This is a genomic window from Vibrio sp. 1978 (assembly GCF_033344345.1).
Window position 1 is genome coordinate 1 of the sequence record NZ_JAWPOP010000412.1, and the last position, 734, is coordinate 734.

Consider the following 734-nt stretch of genomic DNA (forward strand, 5'->3'; position numbering starts at 1 on the left):
AGTGATGCCACGGTCAATGGCTGCTTCTGTCATCATCGACTTAGCGGTGCGGTAGAAACGCTTCTCGGCATGAAGTGTATTGATGTACTTACCATCGTGTGTGATTTCGAAATCAGCGATGTAACCATCGTAGTTCGGACCGTCTTTATCACGAAGACCCGAGAAGTAGAAATCATAACCTTCGATTTGGAAGTGTTCACCTGGCGCTAAACGCACATCACGCTCAATGCTGTAGTTTTGTACCATAGCGATACCAATGATCGTCACAGCAAGACCGATATGACCAAACATCATCGCCCAGTGGCTACGTTGAAGCTTACGAACACCTTCAGCAAAACTGTGACGGTGCGTCGCACGCTCATGCAATTCGAACGCATGCATTGCCACGATCCAAATCGACATAACCCAGCCGATGTACGCCATCACTGAGAAGAAATCAGCAAATAGGAATACACAAACCGCCGCCAACGCCAGAGACACAGTGCCCGACACAAGCATAGGCTTCACAATCGAAGATAACTGGTCACGCTTCCAACGGATAAGAGGACCGATACCTAGCAAGAAGGCAAACGGCATCATCAGCCATGCAAATAGCATATCGAAGAATGGGGCACCGATAGAAACCGAGCCCAAACCGAGCTGCTTGTGAACCAATGGCAACAACGTACCAACTAAGACAACCACAAGTGCAGCAATCAGCAAGACGTTATTGGCAAGAAGTGCATTTTCGCGCG

General features: G+C 48.6%; 1 protein-coding gene. It reads right to left on the minus strand.

Annotated elements, in window-relative coordinates:
* On the minus strand, positions 1–734 hold a 734-nt coding region (locus R8N49_RS26930; RefSeq protein ID WP_318190428.1), incomplete at both ends, for a cytochrome c-type biogenesis CcmF C-terminal domain-containing protein.